Consider the following 20,690-nt stretch of genomic DNA (forward strand, 5'->3'; position numbering starts at 1 on the left):
GTCAGGCTATGAATAACCTCAAACGCAGAGAAATGCTCACCCGCCTGCGCGATGATAACCCCCATCCGACGACGGAACTTCATTACACAACCCCGTTTGAATTATTGATCGCCGTCATCCTCTCGGCTCAGGCAACCGACGTGGGAGTCAATAAGGCTACTGCCAGGCTATACCCGGTAGCCAATACTCCTGAAAGTATTCTGGCGTTAGGTGTTGAAGGGCTGAAAGAGTATATCAAGACCATTGGCCTGTTTAACGCCAAAGCTGAGAATGTGATCAAAACCTGCCGCATTCTGATTGAACAACATGACTCAAAGGTTCCGGAAGACAGAGCGGCACTGGAAGCGCTGCCCGGTGTAGGCCGAAAAACGGCCAATGTGGTGCTCAATACGGCATTCGGCTGGCCCACCATTGCTGTCGACACCCATATCTTCAGAGTCAGTAACCGGACGGGTCTGGCCAAAGGCAAAAATGTTAATGACGTCGAGCAGAAACTACTGAAAGTGGTACCCAAAGAATTTAAAGTGGACGTGCACCACTGGCTGATCCTGCACGGCCGCTACATTTGTGTAGCCAGAAAGCCCCGTTGCGGTGCTTGTCTGATCGAAGATCTGTGTGAGTTTAAAGAAAAGACAGAGCTCTGAAGGAGAACCCATGCGACTACTACATACCATGCTAAGAGTAGGAAACTTACAACGTTCAATTGAATTCTATACTCAGCTATTCGGCATGGAATTACTGCGTCAGTCAGACAACCCCGAATATCGCTACACACTAGCCTTTGTCGGTTATGGGGATGAGAAAGACCATACCGTGCTCGAGTTGACCTATAACTGGGATAAAGAGAGTTATCAGCTGGGCGAAGCCTTTGGTCATATCGCCATTGGCTGTGAGGATATTTATACACTGTGCAACAAACTCAAGTCTCAGGGCGCCGATGTATATCGAGAGCCCGGTCCGGTTAAAGGCGGCAGCACTGAGATTGCCTTTGTCCGTGACCCCGATGGTTACGCTATCGAACTGATTCAGCGTCAATGAAAAGTCCGCTAACAATGAGCCGGTTATGGGCGCTGAGCATTGCCTTATTCAGTCTCATTAGCATAGCCGAACCGCTGGTTATTGCCCATCGTGGTGCGTCAGGCTATCTGCCGGAGCATACCTTGGAAGCGGCCATTCTCGCCCATGCTCAGGGTGCCGATTATATTGAGCAGGATCTGGTGCTGAGCAAAGAGGGTATCCCCGTGGTACTGCACGATATCCATCTGGATACTGTGACCGATGTGGCCCGGCACTTTCCTGACAGAGCCAGAGAGGACGGTCGCTTCTATGTCATCGACTTCACGCTGTCAGAGCTTAAGCGTCTGCGTGTGCATGAACGCCGGAATCTGCAGGGGCAGCAGGTGTATCCGAATCGCTATCAGGGCGATGGCAGCTTTCGTATTGCCACGTTCGGTGAACAACTGGCGCTGATCCGCGAACTTAACCGCAGCACCCAGAAGCAGGTAGGCTGGTACCCGGAGATCAAGGCGCCGGCCTTTCATCGTAAGGAAGGCCTGGATATCAGCAAAATCGTGCTGACCCTGTTACGTGAACACAATCTGGATCGCCGCGATGCCAGGATTTTTTTACAGTGCTTTGATTTTTCAGAGATAAAACGACTACGCACTGAGCTGGGAGCGAGGCTGCCGATTATTCAGCTGATCGGTGAAAATTCCTGGCAGGAATCAGCTACCGATTATACCTACCTGCAAAGCGTTGCAGGGCTTAAAGACATTGCCCGCTACGCCCAGGGCATCGGCCCCTGGTTGCCTCAACTGGTCGACACCCGCACCGGAGAGCCGTTACCACTGGTCCGGCATGCTAAAACAGCCGGACTGGCGATACATCCTTACACTCTCAGAGTGGATGACCTGCACGGCGAGCTGACGTGGTCACAATGGCTCAGGGTATTACATGACCTGGGCGTAGACGGTGTTTTTACAGACTTCCCGGACCGTATACACCGATAGAGAGAATCTGAGTTTAAAGTCTGTCCATCCTGATCACCACGCGGCGGTTTTTTGCGCGGGAGAATTCATTGTCGTTTGGTGCAATATGGCGACGCTCACCATGACCTGTAACCTCAATCCTGTCATCAGGCACCCCCAAGTCAGCAAAATAGGTTTTCACCTTTTCTGCACGACGCACGGAGAGCTGTTCATTATGCCAGCGACCACCGTAGCTGTCGGTGTACGCGTCGAGCAACACCAGCTCAAGTTCCGGATCTTCTTTAAGGTACTCACCAATCATATTCAGCTTCTTTTTTGACTGGCGGGTAAATTCATCAGAATTTTTTTCATAGGTCAGCACTGAGTAGGCGATATCCTCAAAGCTGAACGGCAACAAATTCGCCACACATCGGGAAAAATTATAATACTGTTTCACAAAATTACTGGCATTCAGCCCTACCGCCACTTTGTCATAAGGGTTGTACCAGTCCTGATAATAAATTGTTGGCCAGTACCCTTTCTCCAGTTCAGACAAAATCGTCCAGGCCGCCTGCTCTGGCAAGTCGCCGTTAAATTGCTTACGAATAGGCATATCGGCAATTTCTTTTTGCATAGCACCGGGCATCCAGGAAGGCGGTATAGAATAGACCGCCGCCACCCCGTACTTTTTTGGCAACCGCTGCATCGCCAGTTCAAATTCCAGATTCAGTTCTTTACTGGCCTGGCTGGTAAACAACGCATCACCGTAACCCGGGATGGTATGGCTCAGGGTGCATTGCAGACGGGACTGGTTGAGTAACTGCCATTGTGAGTTGTTCACTTTGGCCGCATAGTGCCGGATACTGGCAGAGGTTGGCAAAACCAGCATTGCCATCAGCACCACAATACACTTTTTCATGCTTTTTCCTGTTATCTGCAGAGGAACTCAGCCCGTGATTACACACAGGTGATTGATTACACTATAGTCAGTATACTCATCTTATCGGCAACAGCGACCGTCACTTGATGGCAAAATTGCCCCGGAATTGACATAATGCCGCGCCCCACAGTTGCTAAAAGGTCACAATGACAGCGCCACATACACAACTCAAGCACAGATTCAGAGGTTATTTTCCGGTCGTTATTGATGTAGAAACCGCGGGCTTTAACCCTCGCACAGATGCCTTACTGGAGATCGCTGCGGTAACACTAAAAATGGACGACCAGGGCTTACTGCAAAAAGATCAGACCTTTCATCATCATATTCATCCTTTTGAAGGTGCGAATCTTGAGAAAGCGGCACTGGAATTTAATGGTATCGATCCTGACTGTGCGTTGCGTGGGGCCATCGAAGAAACCGATGCAATGAAAGACCTGTGTAAACAGATCCGCAAGCAACAAAAGCAGGCGGACTGTCAGCGCTCAGTCATCGTGGCGCATAACGCCGCCTTTGATCAGAGTTTTGTTAATGCCGCCATCGAGCGCTGCGCTATCAAACGCACCCCCTTCCATCCTTTTGTTTCGTTTGACACCACCAGCCTTGCGGCTCTGGCTCTGGGACAAACCGTACTGGTAAAAGCCTGTCAGGCAGCAGCGATTCCTTTTGATCAGAATGAAGCCCACTCGGCCCTGTATGACGCCTCAAAAACTGCGGATCTGTTTTGCATGATCGTCAATCGCTGGCAACAACTGGGGGGCTGGCCGCTCTCAGACCCGGCCTGAATGGACAAACGAATGACAACACCTGATCCGGGCTTATTGACTTTACCTGATGCTCTGCAGCCACTGGGCATAATCCACACCCCCTATAAACAGAAATTTGCCATTCCCCGCCAGCCCGGTCTGGTTAAAGAGGCAGTGGGTGAAATTTACTTTTTTGCGCCCTTTAACGACATCAACTGTTTTCGTGGTATTGAGCAATTTTCCCATCTGTGGATACTGTTTCAGTTTCATCAGACCCTAAACAAGGGCTGGAAGCCAACTGTACGGCCACCGAGACTGGGGGGCAATCAGCGTGTCGGCGTTTTTGCCAGTCGCAGTACCCACAGACCTAATGGTATCGGCCTGTCGGTGGTGGAATTTGAAAGCCTGAGCAGCCATCAGGGCCAGGTTTGTTTAAAGGTTAAAGGTGTGGATTTGCTCGATGGCACACCGATAATAGACATCAAACCTTACCTGCCCTACGCCGATGCACATCCAAACGCTGTTGGAGGTTTCGCCAGCGATCTGCCCTCATCTGTTGCTGTGCGTTTTTCGCCAGCTGCATTAACACAGTTACAGCAGTTCAGTGATGACCCTCAAAAAATGAAAAACCTGATTGAATCTGTACTGCAACAGGATCCACGTCCGGCCTACAAGGCCAGTCAATCCGGCCCTCAAGCTTTTGCTATATGTCTGGATAACCTCAACATTCACTGGCAAAGTGTAGAAAATAGCATTGAAGTGACGGGCATTGAGGTCATTTGTGCTGAAAAAGCATAAAAATCTGTTAACTATACTTCTGCCCTGACGGGGGGACTGTTAGAATGGCGCCCGATTTTTGGTCAAGGTACCACACAGGGGTACCCATTATTGAGTGATGCCTATGCGAAGCAGTCAGTATTTACTATCAACCAAGAAAGAAACACCAGCGAGCGCGGAAATTATCAGCCATCAGCTGATGATTCGTGCCGGTATGATCCGCAAGCTGGCTTCGGGTATGTATACCTGGCTCCCCAGCGGGCTCCGGGTACTTAATAAGGTTACCAACATTGTACGTGAAGAAATGGTCAGAGCCGGCGCACTGGAAATTTTGATGCCTATGGTACAGCCCGCAGACCTGTGGCAGGAATCCGGACGCTGGGACGAGTATGGTCCTGAATTATTGCGTCTTAATGACAGACACAAAAGGGACTTTGTATTAGGCCCTACCCATGAGGAAGTGATCACCAATCTGGTAAAACGGGAAGTCAGCAGCTACAAGCAACTGCCCCTTAATCTGTTTCAGATCCAGACCAAGTTCCGCGATGAAGTCCGTCCCCGTTTTGGTGTGATGCGCAGCCGCGAATTTATCATGAAAGATGCTTATTCTTTCCACCTGACTCAGGAGTCACTGGAAACGTCTTATCAGAATATGTTCCGGGCTTACTGTAACATTTTTGAGCGCATTGGCCTCAGCTACCGCCCCGTTATTGCCGACAACGGCTCCATTGGCGGCAGTATGTCACATGAATTCCATGTACTGGCCGACTCCGGTGAGGATGCCATTGCCTTCAGTACCGAATCAGACTTTGCAGCCAATGTGGAGATGGCAGAGTTGACCCCCAGCAACTCCGCTCCTGATGCTCCGCAGGGTGAAATGCATCTGGTAGAAACACCAAAGGCCACCACCATTGCTGAACTGGTTGAACAATTTCCTGTTGCGGTAGAAAAAACCGTTAAAACGCTGGTGGTCAAAGCCAGTGATAGTTGTGAAAGTGACCTGATTGCCTTACTGGTTCGCGGTGACCATGAGCTAAATGAAGTGAAAGCGGAAAAACTAGATCAGGTCGCTGCGCCACTGACCTTTGCCACAGAAGAAGAAATTCGTCGCAGCATTGGCGCCGGCCCGGGATCATTAGGCCCGGTTAATTTACCCATTCCCTTTATTATCGATCACAGTGTGGCCAGTATCAGTGATTTTGCCGCAGGGGCCAACATTGATGGTAAGCACTTTTTCAATATTAACTGGCAACGAGACGTTGAACCCGGAGAAAGCGCAGATATTCGCAATGTACAGGCAGGCGATCCTTCCCCGGATGGCAACGGAGTACTGGAAATTAAACGCGGCATCGAAGTGGGCCATATATTCCAGCTTGGTGATAAATATTCTCAGTCAATGAACTGTGGCGTACTGACTGAGTCGGGTAAACACCAGCCTCTGTCTATGGGCTGCTATGGCATTGGCGTCACGCGCATTGTTGCCGCCGCCATTGAACAGAACCACGACAAGTTCGGTATCACCTGGCCGGATGCCATCGCCCCGTTTAACGTGGCGATTATTCCCATGAACATGCACAAATCTCATCGTATTCAGGAAGCGGCCAATCAGGTTTACAATCAGTTGCTCGAAGCCGGAATTGACGTTCTGATTGATGATCGTAAGGAGCGTCCCGGTGTAATGTTTGCGGACATGGAACTGGTGGGTATCCCTCACCAGATTATCATTGGTGAACGCAACCTTGATGAGGAAAAGGTGGAGTACAAGAACCGTCGCAGTGGTGAGAAACAACTGATGGCGCTCAACGATATCGTCGGGTTTGTTAAAGGGCTTTAATCGCGCCCCTCCATCAGTTTAAAAATGTCGGTTAAAAGCCTAATGTCGGTCAGTTAAGGATACACGACCGTATAGATTGGGGTATAGAGAGACATCGACCTCCCTGTCTTTTATGTCTCTCGTCCCTTCGAGCCAGTTACCTTTGTAAGGACACAAAGGTAACCTAAAAGTCCTTCGCTCAGGACAGCTTTAGCTGGTCTGAAAGGCATTGGGCAGGGATGCCCAATGCAAAGGTCACTGGCACACCAGGGACGGTGTGTCATACCAGCAGGGACAGCCAGGTTATCGGCTTGACTGGGAAGCTTGAAGGGGTATAAAAAATGCCAGTCAGCTTAACTGACTAGCATTAGGTTATAACCTGCACTTCCACCATCCCTGGTGGTCGGCAGGTGAACTGCTCCTGCGTAACCTGCACTTCCACCATCCCTGGTGGTCGGCAGGTGAACTGCTCCTGCGTAACCTGCACTTCCGCCATCCCTGGCGGTCGGCAGGTGAACTGCTCCTGCGTAACCTGCACTTCCGCCATCCCTGGCGGTCGGCAGGTGAACTGCTCCTGCGTAACCTGCACTTCCGCCATCCCTGGCGGTCGTATTCCGGAGTGTTCGGGAACGTCTCTCAGGGGATATACAGATATTCCCCGGAATATACCTGACAAAAGCTGATCGCACATCCATGATGCTGTAACTTATACTGTTATAAACAGATAGATTCGATTTTGAGATTGGCGGCAGGTCAGATAAGAATATGAAATTAACCTTTTATGGTGTCCGGGGTTCAGTGCCCACGCCGGGGCCCGAGTACATCCGCTACGGCGGTAATACTGCCTGCGTACACATTGAACTGGCTGACGGCACGGATATTATTCTCGATGCCGGAACAGGGATCCGCAGCCTGGGTAAAAAGCTGATCAAACAGCAAGGCGATATTTATTTGTTACTGACCCACAATCATTGGGATCATATTCAGGGGTTTCCCTTCTTTGCCCCTATTTATGAACCTGACAGAAATATTTATATCACCCCGGGGCAAACCTCTCCGGATGCGCCCAATGCCATTCTGGAGCAAATGAGCGGCAGTTATTTCCCGGTAGATTATCAGACTCTGCCCGCCAATATTGTTATCCAGTCGATTCCGGACAACACCTCTGCCTGGTCCATTAACAGTGCCACCATTACCCGGAATAAAATGAACCACCCGGGCAATGGCAGTGCATTTTTAATTGAGGCTGACAATACACGGGTTGCCTATATCACCGACAATGAACTTTATCCTCCCTATAAGAAAACCACAGATTTTATGGATTGGGTCAGTTTTGCCAAAGACGCCGACCTGATAATCCATGATGCGCAGTATATGCTGTCGGATATGCCGAAAAAATCGGGTTGGGGCCATTCTGTTGCAGAAGAAGCCGTCAAACTGGCGATGGCCTGCCAGGCTAAACGTCTGGCGTTATACAGCCACGACGAGATCCGTACCGATGACGAGATTGAAGCACTGGAGCGCCACTGCCAGGACGTCATTGAAATCGGACAGATGGACCTGCAACTCTTTGCCGCTGCAGAAGGGATCTGCATCGACTTTGATACCAACCCTTCTGCATAATTGAAACTCACAGACCCGGGATTTAACGGTCCCGGTGTTTTGACGCTGAGTGACTATACCGGCACAATGACGTCAGGAGCGTTGCTGAACATCTGCAGAATGGCCGTCTGGCATAATTCACAGAGACACCGAATAATATACGGTCTGAAGCCAAGCCCTTGTGACTTGCGCATCATGGGTCGATTATCTGGATAAATTCTTACATATGCTGGAACGACATAGATTCTCTTTGCTGCTTAGCGGTGGTGGTGCACGTGCCGCTTACCAGGTTGGCGTGCTAAAGGCCATTACCCATTTACTGCCCCGCAGCCACAGCCTGCCCTTTCCTGTCATTTGCGGCACGTCAGCCGGCGCCATCAATGCAACGTCGCTGGCAAGTTATGCTTCCTGTTATCATCTTGGCGTCAGAAAGATGGAATGGGTCTGGAAAAACTTCCGCAGCGAGCAGGTGTATAAAAGTGACTTAGGTTCAGTGTTTGGCTATCTGCTGAAGAATCAGTTACAGGGCCTGCAGACGAAAGACAAACCGCGCCGGCCCACCAGCCTGCTGGACAATAGCCCACTGAACAGACTACTCAGACAAGACATGGCTTTTAGTCGTATTGACCGCAATATTCAGCGAGGTCACCTGAAAGCTATCAGCGTGACTGCGTCGAGCTACAGTACCAATGAATCGATCAGCTTTTTCCAGGGCGCGACTGATCTTTCATCCTGGCGCAGGGCAAAACGTCAGGGCATCATCACCCAGCTGAATGTCGAACACCTGATGGCCTCTTCCGCGATTCCGCTGGTATTTCCCAGCGTTCGTATCGAAGGAAATTACTATGGTGACGGATCTATCCACCAGCTATCCCCCCTGAGCACGCCTATACACCTGGGAGCGGAGAAGATCCTTGTAATTGGCGTGGAACAGCCCAAACCGGATAAGCAGCATCAGATTCAGCACCACCCGAGCAGCGCCATGATTGCCGGGCATCTGCTGGATACTATTTTTGCGGATACGCTGCATTCTGATTTGGAGCGCCTGTATCGTATCAATCATACCTTGTCGCTGCTGAGTGAAAAGCAACGCAAGGCCACCCATCTAAAACCCATTGATTGCCTCGTGATCAATCCCAAGGTCAATTTCAATGACATTGCGGCACAATACTATCAACGTCTGCCCCGGGGAGTACGCTCATTGATGCGGCTGATGGGAATTCGCCCGGACTCCGAGTCCAGTTTGCTCAGCTACTTACTCTTCGACGGCCCTTTTTGTCAGGCATTGATCCAACAAGGCTATGAGGACGGACTGCAACGCCAGGAAGAAATAGGCGCATTCCTGGAAATCTGACCCACATCTGGCACATCTTTTGCTCACAACTAAACCAAGAGTAATGCGTTTACCTGACGTCAAATATCCGGCAGGAGTGAGTTGTGGACCAGTTAGCCCCTTTATATAACAGCACCAATAAGGACCGATTCTTCCATTTTGGCGAATCACGGCGTTTACTGTCTGATAGCGATATGCTGACTATTCTCCAGCGCATGCTATCAACTCTGAATATCGATAAGCTCGCTGATATCGCCCTGACGGTGTTAGGTGAGCGTCTCACTGTAACAGGGTTTGAGATTCATGCTCCTGAGCAGGGTTATGCGGCGGGTCTCGCTGGCGTCTACCATCGCCAGCTGGAAGCCCCGCACCACATCGAACCGCATATCAGTATAAGCTATCGCTTTGCACACAGACCCTCTAATCACGAACAACGTCTGCTGCATGAACTGCATGATTGTATCGTCGCACCTTTGGCTCATGCTATGGGGCACGCCCGGCTGGCCACCATGGCCACCAAAGACCATCTTACAGGGCTGGGTAACCGTGCCAGTTTCGATGACGCTCTGCACCGCCTTATCAGCCACGCCAAACGTAATAACAACCGTTTTGGCTTAGTGGTACTGGATATGGACAGATTCAAGGCCATCAACGATGAATATGGGCATCAGGAGGGTGACAAGGTATTAATCAATGTGGCCAGAGCTATCAGCGATTGCCTGCGGGATACCGACTTTGCCTTTCGCTTCGGGGGTGACGAGTTTTGTTGCCTGATTGAACAAGCCGATCAAAAATCCATGCTTTGCATTGCCCAGCGTATTCGCCGCGCCATGGAGAGCTATCCTTTGCTGGTTAAGCATCGTGTCAGTTGTAGTATAGGAGTCAGCTTATATCGTGAGGGAGACAGCAGTGAGAGTTTATTTGAACGAGCCGATCTGGCCCTGTATCAATTAAAAGAAGCGCACTACAACAGCGTGGAATCTGCCTGAGCTCCTCTTCGATACGGCAACAATTTGCCGGTTTAACAGAGTATCCGGTCAGGCCATTGCCACCCAAACAGTGTGTTTGTCGCCACTCCCTGGCTGGTATTCATCTGCACCACCGTACCCCAGTGCGGCAACCAGAATTCCGTGATGTCTGAGTAAGGGTACCTGCGCTCTTTGCCAGGGCGGTATTTTCCACAAACGCATCCAGTGTTTAAGAGGCTTACTCACTTTAGCCCCGGCTGGCCGGAAGCGTTCTGACCAGCCACTGAACTCAATGCTAACAGGAGGTTCAACACGCAGACCTGTCCACTGTCCCCGCCCCGGGGGAACGGGTCCCTGGTGAAAACACAAACGACGGTCGTCACTGAGTATCACCTGCGCTTCACCGTTCCAGTTTACCGGCCTGGGAGCCTCTGCAGGTTTGCCTCTGAGCAAGTACAACGCCTGGTCGAAACGTCTTAACTGCCAGTCACCCCAGGTAATACAGGGACTGGCATCCTGACTGGCAGCGATCAGCTCCTCTTCCAGTCTGCGCAATATGGTCTGAGCAGGCATTTCAGCCCCCTGCTCTGCCAACCAGAAGCGGATAATCTGTTTACGCCATTGGCAAGAAAACCCTGCCAGCGCCGGCAAACTCAGCGTACCCGCTTCTCCCCTGACAAGCTCAAGATTGGCCTGACTCTGCAGGTCCAGCAATTGCTGCTGCTCAGCGCAGAGCCTGGCACTTCGGGCAACGGTCTTTTGCACACCCGGCCAGCGCTGCTCTAACAGCGGAATAATCTGGTGACGCAGAAAATTACGATCAAAGGTCAGATCCTGATTGGATTCATCCTCAATCCAACTCAGCCTGTGCACTGATGCGTACTCCCTGAGTTGTTGCAAAGAGCATTGCAGAAGAGGTCGACAATAGTCGAGCCCGTCATATCGCGAGTGCTCAGCCATAGCGCTCAACCCTTTAGGTCCGGCCCCACGTTTTAACTGCAGCAGCAGGGTTTCCACCTGGTCCTGCTGATGCTGGCCTAATAACACCATAGCCCCTTGCGGTATGCTCTCGCCAATCGCCTGATAGCGTGCTGTTCTGGCCCGGGCTTCCAGACTCTCTCCTTTGCTCTTGCTGATTGAGAGCCGGCGACTCACAAAATGTATGCCCATGGTTTTACAGACACCGGCACAATGCTCCAGCCAGTTATCGGCATTGGCACTCAGACCGTGGTGGATATGCACAGCCCCAGCCTGATGCTCAGGATGTCTGGCTGCAAAGCGTGCCAGCAAATGCAGTGCTACATGGGAATCCATACCGCCACTATAGGCCACATATATCGGCTGAGAGGCGGTCAGATAAGTCAGCAGACAATGCTCAAACTCTAAATAAAGCATAGGGTAAAAAAAGAGCCGCTGGCGCGGCTCTTCATCTGATTCTCTTAACAATATCCAAAAGACATCAGCCGCTGGTACCGCTCTTCCAACAGCTCCGGGATAGCCAGTTTCTGTAACTGCACTAATTGCTGTTTCAGGCAGGCCTTCAGACTTGCTGCTGTGCCGTCATAATCACGATGAGCACCGCCTAAAGGCTCATCGACGATGTTGTTGATCAGGCCTAGCTTCTGGATCTGCTGAGCACTGACCCCCATCGCCTCTGCAGCCAATGGCGCTTTGTCCGCACTCTTCCACAGAATTGATGCGCACCCCTCGGGTGAAATTACAGAATAGGTGCTGTACTTCAGCATATTTACCCTGTCGCCAACGCCGATAGCCAATGCGCCGCCTGAGCCACCCTCACCGATCACAGTACAAATAACCGGTACCTTAAGACCCGCCATCACTTTGAGGTTCTGAGCGATAGCTTCACTCTGGCCCCGCTCTTCTGCACCAACACCCGGATAGGCGCCAGGCGTATCGATAAAGGTGATAATTGGCAGATTAAAACGCTCTGCCATCTTCATCAGCCTCAACGCCTTACGATAACCTTCGGGTTTCGGCATACCAAAGTTACGCTTGATTTTCTCCTGGGTATCCCGTCCTTTCTGATGGCCAATAACCATCACCGGCAGTTCGTCCAGCATGGCTAAGCCACCAATAATGGCTTTATCATCGGCAAAGGCACGATCACCGGCCAGTTCATCGAAACCGGTGAAAATCCGTGGCAAATAATCAAGCGTATAAGGACGCAAGGGGTGACGGGCTAGCTGGGAAACCTGCCAGGCACCCAGATCACTGAAAATCTTGCGGGTCAGCTCAGCACTTTTTTCTCTGAGCTTGGTGATCTCTTCTTCCAGCCCGACATCGAATTCCCCACCCTGATTCACCAGGCGCAATTCTTCGATCTTGGCTTCCAAATCTGCAATTGGTTGCTCAAAACTCAGATAGTTCAAACTCATCCCACGACCTTAACACGTCTGAAATTCCCCTGTAGCAGGGAAAATAAAAATTCGACTGCCACCCCGGAGATGCCTCTGTGGCAATCCCCGGGCGGCGCTCCGGAGCACAGCACTGGCTAATGAAATGCCAGTCTGACCTGCTCCTCACCCAATATCTGTTGCAACTGATGCAATAAGTCATCATCCGGGGTTACATACCAACTCGCCGACACCACCAGTAACGCCTGTGCATGAGGGTGATAATAATCAAACTGAACCGGACAGGTTCCCCCCTGATACTGATTCAATAACCCTTTTAATTGGGTTACACGCTCGACACTGCATTGTTGTTGCTGAATTTGCAGTATAACCGCTTTGGCATTTTTTTCCCTGGCCTGGACAATGTCCATGACTTCACGGGCCGACATTGTATTGCCCCCCGAATACTCATCAAAGCCGACCTGTCCCGATACTACCAAAATTTTATCTTTTTGCAGCACAGCTTCATATTCTTCAAGCATATCCGGGAAAAAGCGCACATCCATTCTGGCACTTTTATCATCCAGTGTCACAATTGCCCAGCGACGGCCCTTTTTGTTAACCAATACTCTCATGTCAATGACCAGCCCGACCACTGTAGCACTGCCTTCTCGCCCCGTGGGTTTAATATCCACCAGACGACCATGACTGTAGTGACCAATTTCCTGTTGGTACTGGTTGATCGGATGGCCTGTCAGATACAAACCCAGCGTTTCCCGTTCACCCTCAAGCCACACTTTTTCCTGCCACTGCGGTACCTCGGCAAAAGCCTGCTTCACTTGCTCCGGTTCAGTATTCAGCAAGCCAAACATATCTTCCTGACCAAAGGATTGAGCCCTGGCATGTTGATCCGCTGCAGCAATAGCTTCAGGTAAACTGGCCATCAGTGACGCCCGATGTGGCCCCAGATGATCCAGCGCCCCCGCCAGCACCAGCTTCTCCAACACCCTTTTATTTATACGCTTGAGGTTCAGTCGTGCACAGAAATCAAACAGATCGGTAAAACTGCCATCCTTCTTCCTGGCATTGATAATCGCATCAATAGGACCTTCTCCGACCCCCTTTATGGCACCGATACCGTAAACTATCTGACCTTGCTCATTGACCGAAAATTTATACTGGCCGGTATTCACATCGGGCGGCAATACCGTCAGTTCCATGCGCTGACATTCGTCCACCAGGGTGACGATCTTGTCCGTATTGTCCATGTCTGCCGACATCACGGCTGCCATAAATTCAGCAGGATAGTGCGTCTTCAGCCACAAGGTCTGATAGGACACCAGAGCATAAGCGGCAGAGTGTGATTTGTTGAAACCATAGCCTGCGAATTTTTCCACCAGGTCGAAGATCTTCATTGCCAGGTCGGGATCAATATTATTTTTCGCCGCCCCGTCTCTGAACACCTCGCGCTGCTTGGCCATTTCCTCGGGTTTCTTTTTACCCATAGCCCGACGTAACAAATCTGCTTCGCCGAGACTGTATCCCGCCATCACCTGAGCAATCTGCATCACCTGCTCCTGGTACAGGATAATGCCATAGGTGGGTTCGAGTATTTCCTCCAGGCATTTATGCTGATACTGCGCATCGGGGTAGGATATTTCTTCACGACCATGCTTGCGATCAATAAAGTTATCTACCATGCCCGATTGCAGAGGACCGGGGCGAAACAAGGCCACCAGGGCGATAATATCTTCAAAGCTGTCCGGGCGCAGGCGCTTGATCAGATCCTTCATACCACGGGATTCAAGCTGAAATACCGCCGTCGTCTCAGCATTCTGCAATACCCTGAAACTGGGCGGATCGATAAGGGGTATGGCGGTGATATCAATATCTTTGCCCTGACCGGATTTGATCATATCCAGTGCCCACTGGATAATCGTCAGCGTACGCAGCCCCAGAAAGTCAAACTTAACCAGCCCGGCCGTTTCCACATCATTTTTATCAAACTGAGTTACCGGATACTGGCCATGCTCGTCGCAATATAAAGGTGAAAAGTCAGTGATTCTGGTCGGCGCGATAACGACACCACCGGCATGTTTGCCGGCATTTCGGGTAACACCCTCCAGAATACGGGCCATATCGATAAGATCACGGACTTCTTCATCCTGCTCATAGGTTTCCGGCAGGCGGGGTTCCACATCGAAGGCTTTGGCCAGGGTCATGCCCGGGTCGCCCGGGATCAGCTTAGAGATACGATCCACAAAACCATAAGGATGACCTAAGACCCGCCCCACATCGCGCACCACTGCCTTAGCGGCCATGGTGCCGAAGGTGATAATCTGGGATACCGCTTCACGGCCATAGAGATCCGCCACGTGATCGATCACCTCATCGCGCCTGTCCATGCAGAAATCCACATCGAAATCCGGCATAGAAACCCGTTCAGGATTAAGAAAGCGCTCGAACAGCAGGTCAAACTCCAGCGGGTCCAGATCGGTAATTTTCAGTGCGTAGGCCACCAGAGAGCCAGCGCCGGAACCCCTGCCGGGTCCAACCGGGATACCGTTATCCTTACTCCACTGGATAAACTCCATCACAATCAGAAAGTAGCCGGGAAAGCCCATCTGATTGATCACCTGTAGCTCAATTTTGAGCCGGTCATCATATTCGCCGCGCTTGCTCGCCCGCTCATTCGCTTCAGGGAACAGGAATTCCAGTCGTTCTTCCAGTCCCTGCTCAGACTTCATCACCAGGAAATCTTCGTCTGTCATATCCCCGGTGGGGAACTTAGGCAGAAAATATTCGCCCAGGCGCACGGTAACGTTGCAGCGCCTGGCAATCTCTACGGTATTTTGTAGTGCCTCGGGTATATCGGCAAACAGCTCAGTCATTTCCTCACTGCTGCGAAGATACTGCTGAGCACTGTAGCGTTTAGGACGGCGTTTATCGTCCAGCGTGTAACCATCATGAATAGCCACCCGAATCTCATGGGCATCGAAGTGCTGTGCTTCTATAAAGCAGACTTCATTGGTGGCAACAACAGGCAGCTGACGCTGAGCAGCAACCTTTACCGCCTGATGCAGATATTCTTCTTCACCCGGGCGACCCGTGCGTATCAGTTCAAGGTAATAATGATCAGCAAAATAACGCTGGTAGAAGTCGAGAATATTGTCAGCAAGCTCAGTATTACCCTTCGTCAGAGCGATTCCCAGATCGCCTTCCATAGCGCCTGAAAGCAGAATAATACCCTCACGATGTTCAGCCAGCCAGGTTTGCTCTATAACGGGCCTCTCCTGGATGTGTCCACGCAAATAGGCTCTGGAAATAAGCTGGGTTATATTCTGATACCCCTGATTATTCTTCGCCAGCAGCGTAAGACGATAAAGCTGTTCCCCCAGCCCTTCGCTCTGAACCCAGAAGTCGGCACCGATAATGGGTTTTATCCCGAGGTTATGCGCTTTATCATAAAAACGTACCAGACCACAGAGGTTCATTTGATCGGTAATTGCCACAGCTGGCATATTCAGCGAGTTGACCTTATCCAGTATCGGACCGGTTTTGTTCAGGCCATCCATCATAGAAAAGTCACTGTGCACCCGTAAGTGTACGAAATCTGGTTCAGCCATCTATATTGTCCTGCCGTTTTTCAATGCCTGCTGCACAGGTTTAAAACTGAGCCGATGCTCGGGAATAGGACCGCGCTCCGCCAGGCACTGAAGATGCGCTGCGGTAGGGTAGCCCTTATGACGGTCAAAACCATAGTCCGGATAACGCTTCGATAATTCAGTCATTTCTGTATCACGGGTAACTTTGGCCAGAATAGAAGCCGCTGATATGGCCGGGATAAGACCATCGCCTTTTACTATAGCTTCACTGGAATAGCGCCATTTCGGGCATCGATTGCCGTCAACTAATACATGTTCAGGCTGAATAAACAGCCCCTCCACTGCCCGCTCCATGGCCAGCATGGTGGCATGCAGAATATTCAGACGGTCAATTTCCGCCGGACTGGCTCTGCCGATAGCCCAGCACAGGGCTTTCTCTTTAATCAGGGCAAAAAAGTACTGGCGCTTTTTTTCACTCAGCGCCTTTGAGTCGGTCAATCCATCAATAGGGTACCTGGGATCGAGAATCACCGCCGCCGTTACTACATCCCCCACCAGTGGCCCCCGGCCCACTTCATCGACACCGGCAATAAGCCTATTTTTTTGCATCATTGGCCATGCCCAATACTCCGATAATCGCATCAGCAGCACGTTCATCAGCGCCGAGTTTTAACTGCCGGTGCAACGCCTCAAAGCGTTGAATAAGTGCCGGATCGCTCTTTTCCAGCATCGGTTGTAATTTGTCAGCCATATGCTGCGGAACTACCTGGTGCTGAACCAGTTCTGGAACCAGCTCTTCATTGGCTAGCAGATTGGGCAATGAGAACCATTGTGGTTTGTACATACGCTTGCCCATCTGGTAAGTCAGCCAGTTAAACTTGTACGCTACCACCATCGGCTTTTTGCATAACATCGCTTCCAGAGATGCCGTGCCTGAGGCCAGTAAAACCGCATCGGCAGCAATCATCGCCTGACGGGACTGACTATCCAGTACTATTGCCTGAATATTACACTCGCGAAGTCCGGCTTCAATCTGCTTCCGGCGTCTCTGACTGGCTGCCGGGATCAGTACCTTAAGGTCAGGATTCTGTTGCTTTAAAAGGCTCACCGTCTGTAAAAATGGTGGTAGCAGGCGTTGTACCTCTCCTCCCCGGCTGCCAGGCAATACCGCTAACACCTTATCTGAATCTGCAAGCCCCAGGCTTTGCCTCGCTGCCTGTTGATCCGGATTCAGCGGAATCGCGTCAGCAAGAGTGTGGCCGACAAAAGTACAAGGTACCTGGTGGCGATCGTAAAAGGCTTTTTCAAAGGGCAACAGGCTAAGCACCATATTGGTGGCCCGGGCAATCTTTACAATACGTTTTTCCCGCCAGGCCCACACTGTGGGGCTGACATAATGCACAGTGGGTATGCCATGGCTTTTGAGCTTCTGCTCAAGGCAGAGATTGAAATCCGGTGCATCAATACCTACAAAAACATCCGGGGAGTGTTGAGTAAAATACTCAACTAAAGCGCGGCGCACGGCCAGTAAACGCCGAATACGTGACAACACTTCCACCAGCCCCATAACCGACAATTCTTCCATGTCAAACAGGGTCTTACAGCCTTTTTCCTGCATTTGTGGTCCGCCAATACCCACAAATTCGGCCTCTGGCAGACGATTACGCAGGGCCTCAATAAGACCGGCACCTAAAATATCGCCGGAGGCTTCTCCGGCGACAATACCAATTCGGATAGCTGACTTTGTCATAAGCTAAGGTTAGCGGACTATGCCCCTGGATGAGTGAGTCAAAAATTCCACTAACAACTCCAGTTCCGGGGTTTGCTTTGTCATCTCTCGCAATTCCTGCAGCGCTTCTTCAGTTGTCTTACCACTGCGATAAAGCACTTTATAACCCCTGCGGATCTGCAAAATACTCTCTTTTGAGTAACCACGACGTCGCAAGCCTTCAGCGTTAATGCCATGAGGGCTAGCCCCCTTCCCCCCTACCATTACATAGGGAGGCAAATCACGCAGTAATATGGTGCCGGCGGCACAAAAGCTGTGGGATCCTACATGGCAAAACTGATGAACCCCTGACATGCCGCCCAATATGACCCAGTCGCCAACGTGAACATGGCCTGCCACACTGGCATTATTGGCAAAGATATTATGGCTACCCACCATACAATCATGGGCAAGATGGACATACGCCATCAACAGATTGTTATGGCCTATCTGAGTCAGTGAATTATCCTGAACTGTGCCTCTGTGCACAGTGACACACTCTCTGAAGGTATTACCATCACCGATTTGCAGACGTGTGGGTTCGCCAGCATATTTAATGTCCTGACAATCTTCACCGATTGAGCAAAACTGGTAAAAATGATTCTCTTTACCGATGCGTGTGGGACCTTTGATCACAACATGAGATTCAATTTTCGTGTTGTCACCAATTTCCACATCTGCACCGATGACCGTATAGGCACCAACCTGAACGTTGTTACCGAGTTTGGCGCTGGGATCAATTAGGGCTGTTTGGTGGATCACCTTGTTACATCTTCCTCATTGCACACATGAATTCGGCACTACAGGCCTCGGCACCATCCACACTGGCCACACCGGAAAATTTCCAGATTCCGCGCTTCTCTTTGATTAGCACCACGTCAAAGTCCAGCCGGTCACCAGGGACTACCGGACGCTTAAAACGGGCTTTATCGATACCGGCATACAGATACAAATCGTCTGAGTTTCCCGCTGTCTTAAAACCCAGAACCCCTGCTGCCTGTGCCAGGGCCTCAAGGATCATGACTCCGGGGAAAATAGGCTTGCCAGGAAAGTGCCCGGTAAAACAAGGTTCATTGAACGAGATATTCTTATAGGCCTTGATGGAAACACCCAATTCATACTCCGTCACCCTGTCGATTAACAGCATCGGATAGCGATGGGGCAATAATTCCATGATCTCTTCAATTTCGATACGCTTTAACCCGTTAGCCAACTAGCTGTCTCCTTTGCCTGCACTGTCGTGCTCTGAATAGTGTTTTTCAAGCTCTTTGACACGTTGGCCGAGTCGGTCAAGGTTACGCACATTTACAACGGCTTTGCGCCAATCCCGGCTAGGCTGAGAAGGCAATCCGGAAGAATACGCTCCCGCCTGACTTACACCTTTGGTCACCATACTCATTCCGGTAAAGTGAACATTATCGGCAATGTTGATATGCCCGGTAATGGCACTCAAACCACCGATAGTGCAATTACGCCCTATGTGGGTACTGCCACCCACCACAGTACAACCGGCAATGGCCGTGTTCTCGCCGATCATTACGTTGTGGGCTATCTGGCACTGGTTATCGATGATCACACCATCCGCTATACGGGTATCATCCAGTGCCCCCCGATCGATAGTGGTACTGGCACCAATTTCCACCCGGTCACCGATAATCACGCGGCCCAACTGAGGAATTTTAACCCAGTGGCCATTGTCATTAGCATAACCAAAACCGTCGGCACCAATTACCGCAGCAGACTGAATCAGGCAATTGCTGCCAATCTGTACATCGTGATAAAGGGTCACATTAGCCCAAAGCTTGGTATCGGCACCAATAGTGACATTCTTACCGATCACACAGCCTGCACCAATCTGTACCCGATCACCGAGCTTTACACCGGAATCAATAACGGCATTGGCACCAATGACGACATTCTGTCCAAGCTCAGCATCAACAGCGATCACCGCATGGGGCGATACGCTGTCGGCCGCTGCCGGGGTCGTGTCCATTAACTGAGCTAATCGCGCAAATCCCACATAAGGGTTGTTCATGACCAGCGCATTAACCGGACAAAACGCAACATCCTCAGCCTGCACAATCACCGCATCAGCCCTCGTGTCTCTGAGCTGACTACGATACTTGCTATTGGACAAAAAGGAAATCTGACCTTTACCTGCCCTGGCCAGGGTGGAAACGGCGTGAATAGTCACATCGCCGTCACCCTGAACCTCGGCACCAAGGTACTCCGCCAGTTGGCTGAGACTATAGGTTTTCATCTGCCAATGGGGCCTGTTATTTAATCTTACTCACCTGATCCACGACTTGCTGAGACAGATTATTGGCTTCTGCCATGTAAGCAACGGCGTTTGAGTTTAATACCAGATCATAGTTTTCTTTTTCAGCAATGCCATCAATAGCCTGCTTAATCAAACCCAGTAACTTGTCACGCTCTTCGCCCTGACGGGTCTGAATCTGCTGCTGCAGAGGCTGTGTTTTGCCAGCATACTCATCGCGCAAGGAAATCAGCTTGTCTTCCAGCTCTTTACGCTCGGCATCGCTCATAGTGGCGGCGTCACGCTCACGTTTTTCCATGTAATATTTAATGTCTTTTTCCATGCGACCGATCTCTTCGATCTGATCTTTAAATTCATTTCGGATATTTTCCTGAATCACTGCGGCCTGGGGCAGAGACTGGAAAACACCCTGTACATTGACCACACCAATTTTCTGCGCTGCCATGGCTGCAGAGCTAAGCATAGATGTACCTAATACGGCTGCGGCTAATACGCCTTTATTAAATTTATTCAAAATACTCTCCTTAAAATTATACTAAGCC

General features: G+C 50.7%; 20 protein-coding genes. 9 read left to right on the top strand and 11 right to left on the bottom strand.

Annotated features, from left to right (window positions below):
* Positions 1-8 precede the first annotated feature (8 nt).
* From nth to glpQ, 3 genes are read left to right on the top strand one after another with little or no spacing between them, the layout of a single operon-like run.
* Entirely contained in the window at positions 9-644 is a 636-nt protein-coding gene (gene nth / locus CDA54_RS05315; RefSeq protein WP_099034091.1) for an endonuclease III, read from the top strand.
* Positions 645-654: 10 nt separating this feature from the next.
* Positions 655-1,038: a lactoylglutathione lyase gene (gloA, locus tag CDA54_RS05320; protein WP_099033966.1), complete on the top strand. Its 384-nt coding sequence runs from the start codon at positions 655-657 to the stop codon at positions 1,036-1,038.
* Positions 1,039-1,052: 14 nt separating this feature from the next.
* The gene (glpQ, locus tag CDA54_RS05325) at positions 1,053-2,009 is read left to right on the top strand and encodes a glycerophosphodiester phosphodiesterase (protein WP_229748070.1); all 957 of its coding nucleotides are present in this window, start codon (positions 1,053-1,055) and stop codon (positions 2,007-2,009) included.
* Positions 2,010-2,022: 13 nt separating this feature from the next.
* Here glpQ and CDA54_RS05330 read toward each other — a convergent pair whose 3' ends face one another.
* Positions 2,023-2,886 carry a flagellar protein MotY gene (locus CDA54_RS05330; RefSeq protein WP_099033968.1) on the bottom strand — a complete coding sequence of 288 codons (864 nt, stop codon included), beginning with the start codon at positions 2,884-2,886 and terminating at the stop codon, positions 2,023-2,025.
* A 167-nt stretch (positions 2,887-3,053) separates the two neighbouring features.
* Between CDA54_RS05330 and rnt the strand changes: the two genes are divergently transcribed.
* From rnt to CDA54_RS05345, 3 genes are all read left to right on the top strand, one after another.
* Positions 3,054-3,689 (top strand): ribonuclease T, encoded by a 636-nt coding sequence (gene rnt / locus CDA54_RS05335; RefSeq protein ID WP_099033969.1) that lies wholly within the window; start codon positions 3,054-3,056, stop codon positions 3,687-3,689.
* 12 nt (positions 3,690-3,701) lie between these two features.
* Positions 3,702-4,448, top strand: a complete 747-nt coding sequence (tsaA, locus tag CDA54_RS05340; protein ID WP_099034092.1) for a tRNA (N6-threonylcarbamoyladenosine(37)-N6)-methyltransferase TrmO — start codon at positions 3,702-3,704, stop codon at positions 4,446-4,448.
* A 103-nt stretch (positions 4,449-4,551) separates the two neighbouring features.
* A complete protein-coding gene (locus tag CDA54_RS05345) occupies positions 4,552-6,261 on the top strand; it encodes a proline--tRNA ligase (RefSeq protein WP_099033970.1) in 1,710 nt (569 codons plus the stop codon).
* Positions 6,262-6,607: 346 nt separating this feature from the next.
* Here CDA54_RS05345 and CDA54_RS05350 read toward each other — a convergent pair whose 3' ends face one another.
* Complete coding sequence (locus tag CDA54_RS05350; RefSeq protein WP_143452260.1) at positions 6,608-6,931, bottom strand: hypothetical protein; 324 nt, start codon at positions 6,929-6,931, stop codon at positions 6,608-6,610.
* 74 nt (positions 6,932-7,005) lie between these two features.
* Between CDA54_RS05350 and CDA54_RS05355 the strand changes: the two genes are divergently transcribed.
* The 3 genes from CDA54_RS05355 (at position 7,006) to CDA54_RS05365 (ending at position 10,164) form a co-directional block, all read left to right on the top strand.
* Complete coding sequence (locus CDA54_RS05355; RefSeq protein WP_099033972.1) at positions 7,006-7,863, top strand: MBL fold metallo-hydrolase; 858 nt, start codon at positions 7,006-7,008, stop codon at positions 7,861-7,863.
* Positions 7,864-8,068: 205 nt separating this feature from the next.
* Positions 8,069-9,196: a patatin-like phospholipase family protein gene (locus CDA54_RS05360; protein ID WP_099033973.1), complete on the top strand. Its 1,128-nt coding sequence runs from the start codon at positions 8,069-8,071 to the stop codon at positions 9,194-9,196.
* An 83-nt stretch (positions 9,197-9,279) separates the two neighbouring features.
* Positions 9,280-10,164 carry a GGDEF domain-containing protein gene (locus tag CDA54_RS05365; protein WP_099033974.1) on the top strand — a complete coding sequence of 295 codons (885 nt, stop codon included), beginning with the start codon at positions 9,280-9,282 and terminating at the stop codon, positions 10,162-10,164.
* A gap of 48 nt (positions 10,165-10,212) precedes the next feature.
* Here the strand turns inward: CDA54_RS05365 and tilS are convergent, their stop codons facing one another.
* The 9 genes from tilS to CDA54_RS05410 all read right to left on the bottom strand — a co-directional run bounded on the left by tilS (position 10,213) and on the right by CDA54_RS05410 (position 20,662).
* Positions 10,213-11,538: a tRNA lysidine(34) synthetase TilS gene (gene tilS / locus CDA54_RS05370; RefSeq protein ID WP_143452261.1), complete on the bottom strand. Its 1,326-nt coding sequence runs from the start codon at positions 11,536-11,538 to the stop codon at positions 10,213-10,215.
* 44 nt (positions 11,539-11,582) lie between these two features.
* On the bottom strand, positions 11,583-12,539 hold the full coding sequence (gene accA / locus CDA54_RS05375; protein ID WP_099033976.1) for an acetyl-CoA carboxylase carboxyl transferase subunit alpha: 957 nt from the start codon (positions 12,537-12,539) through the stop codon (positions 11,583-11,585).
* Between the two features lie 116 nt (positions 12,540-12,655).
* On the bottom strand, positions 12,656-16,123 hold the full coding sequence (gene dnaE, locus CDA54_RS05380; RefSeq protein WP_099033977.1) for a DNA polymerase III subunit alpha: 3,468 nt from the start codon (positions 16,121-16,123) through the stop codon (positions 12,656-12,658).
* On the bottom strand, positions 16,124-16,711 hold the full coding sequence (gene rnhB / locus CDA54_RS05385; protein ID WP_373286077.1) for a ribonuclease HII: 588 nt from the start codon (positions 16,709-16,711) through the stop codon (positions 16,124-16,126). It abuts the gene before it with no gap.
* Positions 16,698-17,852, bottom strand: a complete 1,155-nt coding sequence (gene lpxB, locus CDA54_RS05390; protein ID WP_099033979.1) for a lipid-A-disaccharide synthase — start codon at positions 17,850-17,852, stop codon at positions 16,698-16,700. Before lpxB ends, rnhB begins: the two co-directional genes overlap by 14 nt.
* 9 nt (positions 17,853-17,861) lie before the next feature.
* Positions 17,862-18,632, bottom strand: coding sequence for an acyl-ACP--UDP-N-acetylglucosamine O-acyltransferase (lpxA, locus tag CDA54_RS05395; RefSeq protein WP_099033980.1), 771 nt, complete (start codon positions 18,630-18,632; stop codon positions 17,862-17,864).
* 4 nt (positions 18,633-18,636) lie between these two features.
* Positions 18,637-19,083, bottom strand: coding sequence for a 3-hydroxyacyl-ACP dehydratase FabZ (gene fabZ, locus CDA54_RS05400; RefSeq protein WP_099033981.1), 447 nt, complete (start codon positions 19,081-19,083; stop codon positions 18,637-18,639).
* Positions 19,084-20,130 (bottom strand): UDP-3-O-(3-hydroxymyristoyl)glucosamine N-acyltransferase, encoded by a 1,047-nt coding sequence (gene lpxD / locus CDA54_RS05405; RefSeq protein WP_099033982.1) that lies wholly within the window; start codon positions 20,128-20,130, stop codon positions 19,084-19,086.
* A gap of 16 nt (positions 20,131-20,146) precedes the next feature.
* Entirely contained in the window at positions 20,147-20,662 is a 516-nt protein-coding gene (locus CDA54_RS05410) for an OmpH family outer membrane protein (RefSeq protein ID WP_099033983.1), read from the bottom strand.
* Between the last annotated feature and the right edge of the window lie 28 nt (positions 20,663-20,690).

This window comes from Lacimicrobium alkaliphilum (assembly GCF_002591895.1).
Lineage (GTDB): Bacteria > Pseudomonadota > Gammaproteobacteria > Enterobacterales > Alteromonadaceae > Lacimicrobium > Lacimicrobium alkaliphilum.

Excerpts from the sequence above, each read along its gene's own strand:
- CDA54_RS05350 (WP_143452260.1), bottom strand. The coding sequence starts at position 6,931 with ATGTGCGATCAGCTTTTGTCAGGTATATTCCGGGGAATATCTGTATAT.
- glpQ (WP_229748070.1), top strand. The coding sequence starts at position 1,053 with ATGAGCCGGTTATGGGCGCTGAGCATTGCCTTATTCAGTCTCATTAGC.
- gloA (WP_099033966.1), top strand. The coding sequence starts at position 655 with ATGCGACTACTACATACCATGCTAAGAGTAGGAAACTTACAACGTTCA.
- lpxB (WP_099033979.1), bottom strand. The coding sequence starts at position 17,852 with ATGACAAAGTCAGCTATCCGAATTGGTATTGTCGCCGGAGAAGCCTCC.
- CDA54_RS05345 (WP_099033970.1), top strand. The coding sequence starts at position 4,552 with ATGCGAAGCAGTCAGTATTTACTATCAACCAAGAAAGAAACACCAGCG.
- CDA54_RS05360 (WP_099033973.1), top strand. The coding sequence starts at position 8,069 with ATGCTGGAACGACATAGATTCTCTTTGCTGCTTAGCGGTGGTGGTGCA.
- tilS (WP_143452261.1), bottom strand. The coding sequence starts at position 11,538 with ATGCTTTATTTAGAGTTTGAGCATTGTCTGCTGACTTATCTGACCGCC.
- tsaA (WP_099034092.1), top strand. The coding sequence starts at position 3,702 with ATGACAACACCTGATCCGGGCTTATTGACTTTACCTGATGCTCTGCAG.
- lpxD (WP_099033982.1), bottom strand. The coding sequence starts at position 20,130 with ATGAAAACCTATAGTCTCAGCCAACTGGCGGAGTACCTTGGTGCCGAG.
- accA (WP_099033976.1), bottom strand. The coding sequence starts at position 12,539 with ATGAGTTTGAACTATCTGAGTTTTGAGCAACCAATTGCAGATTTGGAA.
- dnaE (WP_099033977.1), bottom strand. The coding sequence starts at position 16,123 with ATGGCTGAACCAGATTTCGTACACTTACGGGTGCACAGTGACTTTTCT.
- CDA54_RS05355 (WP_099033972.1), top strand. The coding sequence starts at position 7,006 with ATGAAATTAACCTTTTATGGTGTCCGGGGTTCAGTGCCCACGCCGGGG.
- CDA54_RS05330 (WP_099033968.1), bottom strand. The coding sequence starts at position 2,886 with ATGAAAAAGTGTATTGTGGTGCTGATGGCAATGCTGGTTTTGCCAACC.
- rnhB (WP_373286077.1), bottom strand. The coding sequence starts at position 16,711 with ATGCAAAAAAATAGGCTTATTGCCGGTGTCGATGAAGTGGGCCGGGGG.
- rnt (WP_099033969.1), top strand. The coding sequence starts at position 3,054 with ATGACAGCGCCACATACACAACTCAAGCACAGATTCAGAGGTTATTTT.
- nth (WP_099034091.1), top strand. The coding sequence starts at position 9 with ATGAATAACCTCAAACGCAGAGAAATGCTCACCCGCCTGCGCGATGAT.